Below are 8,072 nucleotides of genomic sequence, written 5' to 3'. Positions count from 1 at the left end.
CCCGCCGACCCCTTCGCACCCCCGCACCCGGAGCAGGCGCGGGCGCTGCTGCGGCCGGGGTGGCTGCCGGGGGCGCTGGTGGAGGAGGTGAGCCGGCGGGCGGTCGAGCTGCTCGACCTGGAGGCGGCGCCGGCGGCCGGCGCCGGGGCGTTCGGGCCGCCGGATCCGTCGTACGGGAAGGCGGTCCCGGAACCGGAGAGGGCGGTCCCGGAACCGGAAGCGGCGCCCGCCGCCGGTCCCGCGCGCTCGCGCCGGGTCGCGCTCTCCGCCGTCCTGGGCGGCCGGCGCTCGCGCCGGGCGAGCTGCACGCTCGTGCTGTCCGTCGCAGGCGTGCTGGCCGCCGCCACGACCGCGGCGTTCGTCTTCGACCTGCTGCCGGGCAAGGGCGGGGGCGGAAGCGGAAGCGGGAGCACCGCGTCCGCCGGGCGCCCCTCCACGAGCGCCCCGGCGGACCGGAGTTCGGTCCCCGAGGCGTTCCTCGGCACCTGGAGCGGCGACGTCGTCCAGTCCGACGGCACCGCCAACGGCACGATGACCAGCACCATCACCGCGGGCGGCACGGGCGCCTACGTGGTCCGCACCCGGTACGGGGCGCTGGGCGTCGTGGAGTGCGACAGCAAGGCCAGGCTGCTGTCGGCGAGCACCTCGAAGATCACGCTGGAGGAGGTGACGGACGGCGAGCTCAGATTCGGCTGCACGGGCGTCACCGCGACCGTCACCTACACGCTGGCCCCGGGCGGGAAGCTGGCCTTCGCCTCCAACGACCCCACCGGCGGCAGGCCGACGGCGACCCTCTCCCGGGGCCGCGGCTGACCGGCCGCCAGCGGTGCCGTCGGACCCCTGGCGTAGGGTGGATCGACGTACACGACACCCTCCGGAAGGGACGCCCGGTGACCGAGAACGCCGACCTTCAGTCCGTCCTCGACCGCGCCGCCGCAGGCGGCCGGATCACCCCGGAGGAGGCCCTCGAGCTGTACCGTTCCGCGCCGTTGCACGCGCTGGGCGCCGCCGCGGACGCCGTGCGCCGCCGGCGCTACGCGGGCACCGAGCACATCGCGACGTACATCATCGAGCGCAACATCAACTACACGAACTCGTGCGTCACCGCGTGCAAGTTCTGCGCCTTCTTCGCCCCGCCGAAGAGCGACAAGGTCTGGACCCGCCCGCTGGACGACATCCTGCGCCGCTGCGCGGAGACGGTCGAACTGGGCGGCACGCAGATCATGTTCCAGGGCGGGCACCACCCCGACTACGGCGTGGAGTACTACGAGGAGCACTTCGCGGCGATCAAGAAGGAGTTCCCGCAGCTCGTCATCCACTCCCTCGGCGCGTCCGAGGTCGAGCACATGGCGCGGATCTCCGGGGTGAGCGCCGAGGAGGCGATCCGCCGGATCCACTCCGCCGGCCTCGACTCCTTCGCGGGCGCGGGCGCCGAGCTGCTGCCGGAGCGGCCGCGCAAGGCCATCGCGCCGCTGAAGGAGTCCGGCGAGCGCTGGCTGGAGATCATGGAACTCGCCCACGGGCTGGGCGTGGAGTCGACCTCCACCATGCTGATGGGCACGGGCGAGACCAACGCCGAGCGCATCGAGCACCTGCGGATGATCCGTGACGTCCAGGACCGCACGGGCGGCTTCCGCGCGTTCATCCCGTACACCTACCAGCCGCAGAACAACGCCCTGAAGGGCCGTACGCAGGCGACGATCTTCGAGTACCTGCGGATGATCGCCATCGCGCGGCTCTTCCTGGACAACGTGGCCCACATCCAGGGCTCGTGGCTGACCACGGGCAAGGAGATCGGCCAGCTGTCGCTGCACTACGGCGCCGACGACCTGGGCTCGATCATGCTTGAGGAGAACGTGGTCTCCTCGGCCGGTGCCAAGCACCGCTCCAACCGCATGGAGATCATCGAGCTGATCCGCAAGGCCGGCCGCGTCCCGGCGCAGCGCGCCACGACGTACGAGCACCTGCTCGTGCACGACGACCCGGCGAACGACCCGGTGGACGACCGCGTCGTCTCGCACCTGTCGTCGACGGCGATCGAGGGCGGCACGGCCCACCCCGAGCTGCAGATCATCGACGCCCGCTGACGGCCGGTCCGCTCGTGCTGACGATCCATGCGGCGGACCTGCTGCTGACGGCCGTCCCCGGAGCGGCTCCCGTGCCCGGCGGGGCCGTCGTGGTGGACGGCGGCACGGTCGCGGCGCTCGGCCCGTACGAGGAGCTCGCCGCGGCGCACCCCGGTGCCCGCGTGCGCCGCTGGCCGGGCGTGCTCACGCCCGGGCTGCGGCAGGGGCGCGCGGCGTGGCTCCTGGAGCACGCCTACCACCCCGATCCCCGCGAGTACGCCGAGCTCGGGGACGCGATGCTGACCGGTGACCGCCTGGCGGCGCTGGACCTGCCGGAGACCCGCCGGTCGGGCAGCGTGCGGCGCGGACTGCAGCTGATGCTGCGCCACGGGACGACGGCGGTCGTGGGCCCCTTCGACGACCCGGTGATCTCGACGGCGGTGGCACGGTCGGGGCTGCGGGTCGTTCCGGGTCCGGCGGCGGCCGGCGAGGCGGACCTCGATCCGCTGCGGGGGGTGCGCGCCCTGGCGGATGCCGTTGCGGCTCCGCTGGTTGTGGGCGGGCGGGCCGACCTCGCCGCCTTCGACGTGCCGGACGAGGCCGGGCTGCTCGCGCAGGGCGCGGGCACGTGCGTGGCGACGGTGCTGGCGGGGCGGCTGGTTTTTCGGGGGCGGTGACGGGGGCGCCAGCGGTTTGGTCGTCGTCCACCACTTCGGGTGACGCTACCGTCGTATATGGGACCGCGATCCGCACCCGCGTCCACACTTGCGTCCATGGGAGCAGTGATGATCGCAGAACGGCTGGACAAGGCCACTCCTGAGAACTGGATGTTCCCGCCTGCAGAGGGGTGGACGGCGGACCAGGTGGAAGACCTGGAGCTGCCGGTCGACTGGGAACTCGTGGACGGAGAGATCGTGGTCCGGGGGAGGACGGTGCCGTGGCACAACCACGTTCGCCGGAAGATCGAAAGGTGCCTGGAGGATGCCCTGCGCGAGCCGCATGGCGTCCTCTCCGAGCAGTGCGTGCTCGTCGACATACAGAATGCGCCAGTTCCTGACATTGTCGTCTTCGACGAGCGAGACTTCGACCTGTTCAAGGCGAAGTACGTTCCTGTGGAGAAGGCTGTCCTCATCGTCGAGGTGGTGTCCCGGGGATCGCGTCAGGATGACCGCGTCCGCAAGCCGGCCATGTATGCAGCGGCAGGGGTGAAGTACTACTGGCGTGTGGAGCGAGGGGAGGACGGCCTTCCCGAGGTGCACGAGTACTGGCTCCACCGCGAAACGGGTCAGTACATCTCGGCACCGGAGTGCCCTCGGCACGTCGGAAAGCTGGAGACCGACCGGCCTTTCCCGATCACGATCGATCTGGAGGGCTTGGTTCGTCCGCTCCGTCAATGACCCGTAAGGGCCGCAGCCCCTCACGTCAGGACCCCGTCAACGCGGACGCCCCCAGTCCGTTTCCCCGGCAGGATGATCACTGCGGGGACGGCCGTCGAACGTCGTTCCGCGGTGCGAACTGGAGGACCCTGCCGAACGGACACACGGCGGGTCACAAGGACGCGCACCGCCGGCAGGACGCCTGGTTGCCGAGGGGGTTGACGGGCGGGGGGCCGGCGGTCCCGTGGGTGCGGGGGCCCCATGGGAAGGCGCAGTCGGCACCGCCCACGCGGCCCGTCCTTCCCCGGCGAGCCGTCCCCGTCCAGACCTCCGTGGGGCCGTGGTGAACAATGGGTGCGTGACGCGAGCATCCCTGGACAAGCAGCCGCACGAAGTCGCCGCGATGTTCGACGACGTGGCGGCGAAGTACGACCTGACCAACGACGTGCTCTCGCTCGGCCAGGCGCGGCTGTGGCGCAAGGCCGTGGCGGAGGCCGTGGGCGGGCGGCCCGGGGAGAAGGTGCTGGACCTTGCGGCCGGCACCGGGACGTCCTCGGTCTCCTTCACCGCCGACGGCGCGTACGTCGTGCCGTGCGACTTCTCGACCGGCATGCTGCGCGAGGGCAAGAAGCGCCACCCCTGGCTCCCGCTGACCGCCGGGGACGCGACGCGGCTGCCGTTCGCGGACGGCGTCTTCGACGCGGTCACCATCTCCTTCGGGCTGCGCAACGTGCAGGAGACCGACACCGCGCTGCGCGAGCTGCTGCGGGTGACGAAGCCGGGCGGCCGCGTGGTGATCTGCGAGTTCAGCACGCCGACCTGGGCCCCGTTCCGCACGGTCTACACCGAGTACCTGATGCGTGCCCTGCCGCCGGTCGCGCGGGCCGTCAGCAGCAACCCGGACGCCTATGTCTACCTGGCCGAGTCGATCCGTTCCTGGCCGGACCAGCCCGCCCTCGCGGCGCGGCTGCAGGAGGCCGGCTGGTCGAAGGTGGCGTGGCGCAACCTGACGGGCGGAGTCGTTGCGCTGCACCGGGGAACCAAGCCTGCATAAGGGGTAAATGCCCCGGGCGGGACGTGGGTTGGCCGTTTGTCATGGGCAAGCAGGCTCGGTCGGTACGATCTTGATCACCCCCCGCCCGAGCCCGGAGCGCCCCTATGCCGCCGTCGTCGTCCGAGCCGCCGAGGCCGTCCGTACCGCCGCGTCCAACGCTGCCGCCCGCGCCGCCCGTGCCCTCGTACGCGCCGGGCGCGCACCCTGCTGCGTACGCCCCGCCGTCACCCGCCGCGCTGTTCGTGCGCCGCACCTTCGGCTCCGGCTGGGCGGGGTCGGCGCGGGCCGCGCTGTGGCCCGCGGTCCTGCTGCTCGTGTTCGCGCTGGTCCTCTCGGCCCCGTCCTACGGGAAGTACGACCGCGGCCAGTTCACCCACTGGTCCGACCGCTTCCAGGCCGCCCTCGCGCTGCTGGTGCAGGGCCTCGGCGGCAGCCTCGACGTCGAGACGCGCAGCAGCGGCGGGCTGCTCTCGCTGCTCGTGAGTGGCCACGGCTCGCTGTCGGTCTGGCCGTTGACCGTGACCGTCCTGTGGGCGGGCGCCGTGGCCCTCGGCGCCCGGCCGCTGCGCCGTGCGCAGGGCGGCGGCGCGGAGGCCGCGGTGCGGATCGCCCTGCTGTCGGGCGCGGCCGTGCTGGCGCTCGGCCTCTACGGGCGGCCGGAGGTGCCGCTGCTCTCCGTCGACAGCGGCCCGGTGACGGCGGCACTGTTCGCGTGCGCGGCCGCGGGTGCGGTGAGCGGGGCGGTGCTGTGCCGTGAGCGCCTGCGCGCGCGGCTCGGACCGGGCGCGCTGCGGGTCGCACGGGCGTGGGGCACGGCCCTGCGCGCCCTCGGGCTGTCGGTGGCGCTGTGCGCCGTCGTCGTGTTCGCGGTGCTGGCCGTGCACGAGCGCCAGGCCGGCGGTGGCACGGGCCTGCTCGCCTCGCTCCTGATACTGGTCAATCTGGGGCTGATGGGGCTGGGGCTGGTCTGGGGCGCGGGAGTCGAGGGCTCCGTCACCACGCGCGGCCGCGAGGAGGGCGGTGCCTTCGGCCTCTCCGAGCTGGGCCACGCGGCCGGTTCCGCGGGCGGCTGGGCCCAGGCCGGAGCGCTGGCGGTGGGTGCGGTGTGCGCGCTGCTCCTCGCCGTCCTGGCGGCCCGGCGCTCGGCCGACCGCCGCGAACAGGCCCTCGCCGGCGCGTTCTTCCTGGCCGCGCTGTGGCTGCTGTCCTTCGTCGCCGGGGCGTCGCTGCACATGTCGGCCGGCACCCGGTTCGCGCTCGGGGCGCACGCCTCCGTGGACGCGCGCGTGGCGACGAACGCGGGGGAGCTGCTGCTGTTCGGGACGCTGTGGACGGCGGGGGCGGTGCTGCTGGCCGGTGTGCTGTCGGGCGCCCTGGGCCGGGCGGTGCGGCCCGCCCGGGTGCCGGTGCCGGGCCGCCGCGCGGCCCTGTTCGCGGCTGCGGGCCTCGCCGCCTTCGTCGTCGGCGGCGCCGCGACGGCGGGGCTGGTGCTGCACCGGCACGAGAGCGCCGCGCAGGCCCGGGGCGCGGAGAGCGCCCGGCACGACGACAAGCGCGTCGTCATCGGCCCGTCGGACGAGCCGGACAGCCCGTCGGACGAACCCGCCCCCACGGCCCGGCCGACCCCCGCCGCCCCGCAGGCCGGCGCCCCCGCCGGCTACGTCATGCAGCACGACCCGCTCGGCTTCGCGCTCGCCGTCCCCGACCGCTGGATCCGCACGGAGTCCGGCGACCACCAGATCGACTACTCGGCCCCGACGGGCGGTTCGTACCTCCGCGTCGGCCTGCTCCTCAAGTCCCCGCAGTCCGCGTACGACCACTTCACCGACCTTGAAAAGACCCTGCAGCAGCGCACCGGCAGCTACCGGCGCGTCGCCCTGACCGCCAACACCTTCCAGGGACGCCCCGGCGCCCGCTGGGAGTTCACCTGGACCGACAAGGCGACCGGCCGCACGATGCACGCCGTCGACCAGGCGTACGTGAACGAGGCGGGTACCGAGTACGCCGTGTATTTCCAGGGCCGCGACGACTACTGGACCGGCTCGCCGCAGGTCTTCGAAACGGCGCTTTCGACGTGGTCGACGATGCCGGTCGATTTCGGCTGAACCGGCCGAAGGAGGCCCGGGCCACCCCCCTAGACTGCACAAGTCAGCCCCAATCGAGCCTTCGGGAGAGCCCTCCGTGACCGAGTCGCGTACCGAACACACTGCCGATGTGATCGTCGTCGGTGCGGGCCCGGCGGGCTCCACCACCGCGTACTACCTGGCCAAGGCGGGTCTCGACGTTCTTCTCCTGGAGAAGACCGCGTTCCCGCGCGAGAAGGTCTGCGGCGACGGCCTCACCCCGCGCGCCACCAAGCAGCTCGTGGCGATGGGCATGGACATCTCCGAGGAAGCCGGCTGGATGCGCAACAAGGGCCTGCGCATCATCGGCGGCGGTGTGCGCCTCCAGCTCGACTGGCCGGACCTCGCCTCCTTCCCCGACTACGGCCTCGTCCGCAAGCGCGACGACTTCGACGAGCAGCTCGCCCGCCAGGCGGTGAAGGCCGGCGCCCGGCTGTACGAGCGCTGCAACGTCGGCGCGCCGGTCATCGACGACCGCACCGGCCGGATCACCGGCGTCGAGGCGAAGCTGGGCGAGGAGAAGACGCCCGTCACCTTCCAGGCCCCCCTCGTCGTGGCGGCCGACGGCAACTCCACGCGGCTCTCGCTGGCGATGGGCCTGCACCGCCGCGAGGACCGCCCGATGGGCGTCGCCGTGCGCACGTACTTCACCTCCCCGCGCCACGACGACGACTATCTCGAGTCCTGGCTCGAACTCTGGGACCGCCGCGGCCCGCAGCACCGCCTCCTGCCCGGCTACGGCTGGATCTTCGGCATGGGCGACGGCACCAGCAACGTCGGCCTCGGCGTCCTCAACACCTCCGCCGCCTTCAAGGAGCTCGACTGGCGCGAGATCCTCAAGGCCTGGTGCGCCTCGATGCCGGAGGACTGGGGCTACACCCCCGAGAACATGACGGGCCCGATCCGCGGCGCCGCCCTCCCCATGGCCTTCAACCGCCAGCCCCACTACACCCGCGGCCTGCTCCTCGTCGGCGACGCGGGCGGCCTGGTCAACCCCTTCAACGGCGAGGGCATCGCCTATGCGATGGAGTCCGGGCAGCTCGCCGCGGACGTCATCGTCCAGGCCCACGCCCGCTCCTCCCACGCCCAGCGCGAGCTCGCCCTGCAGCGCTACCCGAAGATCCTCAAGGACACCTACGGCGGCTACTACACGCTGGGCCGCGCCTTCGTGAAGCTCATCGGCAACCCGAAGATCATGAAGCTGGCGGCGGAACGGGGCCTGACGCACCCGTTGTTGATGAAGTTCACGCTCAAGATGCTGGCGAATCTGACGGATCCGACGGGGGGTGATGCGATGGATCGCATCATCAATGGCCTGAGCAAGGTGGCGCCCCGCTCGTAGCGGGGCGCGCCCCGAAGGGGCGCGGGGAACTGCGCGCCTCCGACGGGCCCTCGAAAATCCTCATGGTGCAGAACCTGCGCGACCCCGCCACGCCGTACACCGGTGCCCTGG

The 8,072-nt window shown here is 72.8% G+C and carries 7 protein-coding genes and 1 pseudogene; all 8 read left to right on the top strand.

Annotated features, from left to right (window positions below; genetic code table 11):
* Positions 1–813 (top strand): annotated as a pseudogene (locus ACWD4B_RS34300) (serine/threonine-protein kinase); the annotation flags it as partial.
* Between the two features lie 77 nt (positions 814–890).
* On the top strand, positions 891–2,087 hold the full coding sequence (gene mqnC, locus ACWD4B_RS34295) for a cyclic dehypoxanthinyl futalosine synthase (RefSeq protein WP_451424441.1): 1,197 nt from the start codon (positions 891–893) through the stop codon (positions 2,085–2,087).
* Between the two features lie 14 nt (positions 2,088–2,101).
* Positions 2,102–2,743 (top strand): amidohydrolase family protein, encoded by a 642-nt coding sequence (locus ACWD4B_RS34290; protein WP_451424440.1) that lies wholly within the window; start codon positions 2,102–2,104, stop codon positions 2,741–2,743.
* 96 nt (positions 2,744–2,839) lie between these two features.
* Positions 2,840–3,463, top strand: coding sequence for a Uma2 family endonuclease (locus tag ACWD4B_RS34285; protein WP_451424439.1), 624 nt, complete (start codon positions 2,840–2,842; stop codon positions 3,461–3,463).
* Between the two features lie 337 nt (positions 3,464–3,800).
* Positions 3,801–4,496, top strand: a complete 696-nt coding sequence (locus ACWD4B_RS34280) for a demethylmenaquinone methyltransferase (protein ID WP_451424438.1) — start codon at positions 3,801–3,803, stop codon at positions 4,494–4,496.
* Positions 4,497–4,600: 104 nt separating this feature from the next.
* Positions 4,601–6,601, top strand: coding sequence for a hypothetical protein (locus ACWD4B_RS34275; RefSeq protein ID WP_451424437.1), 2,001 nt, complete (start codon positions 4,601–4,603; stop codon positions 6,599–6,601).
* Between the two features lie 76 nt (positions 6,602–6,677).
* Complete coding sequence (locus ACWD4B_RS34270; protein ID WP_451424436.1) at positions 6,678–7,961, top strand: geranylgeranyl reductase family protein; 1,284 nt, start codon at positions 6,678–6,680, stop codon at positions 7,959–7,961.
* Positions 7,962–7,990: 29 nt separating this feature from the next.
* The coding region (locus ACWD4B_RS34265; protein ID WP_451424442.1) for an alpha/beta hydrolase at positions 7,991–8,072 on the top strand (82 nt) is incomplete at its 3' end.

It is taken from the genome of Streptomyces sp. NPDC002536 (assembly GCF_053594995.1).
The sequence above is the reverse complement of the archived record's forward strand: the minus strand, read 5'-3'. Positions and strand labels throughout refer to the sequence as shown.

Bases quoted from the DNA above. Each gene is read 5' to 3' on its own strand.
- ACWD4B_RS34275 (WP_451424437.1), top strand. From the start codon at position 4,601: ATGCCGCCGTCGTCGTCCGAGCCGCCGAGGCCGTCCGTACCGCCGCGT.
- ACWD4B_RS34285 (WP_451424439.1), top strand. From the start codon at position 2,840: ATGGGAGCAGTGATGATCGCAGAACGGCTGGACAAGGCCACTCCTGAG.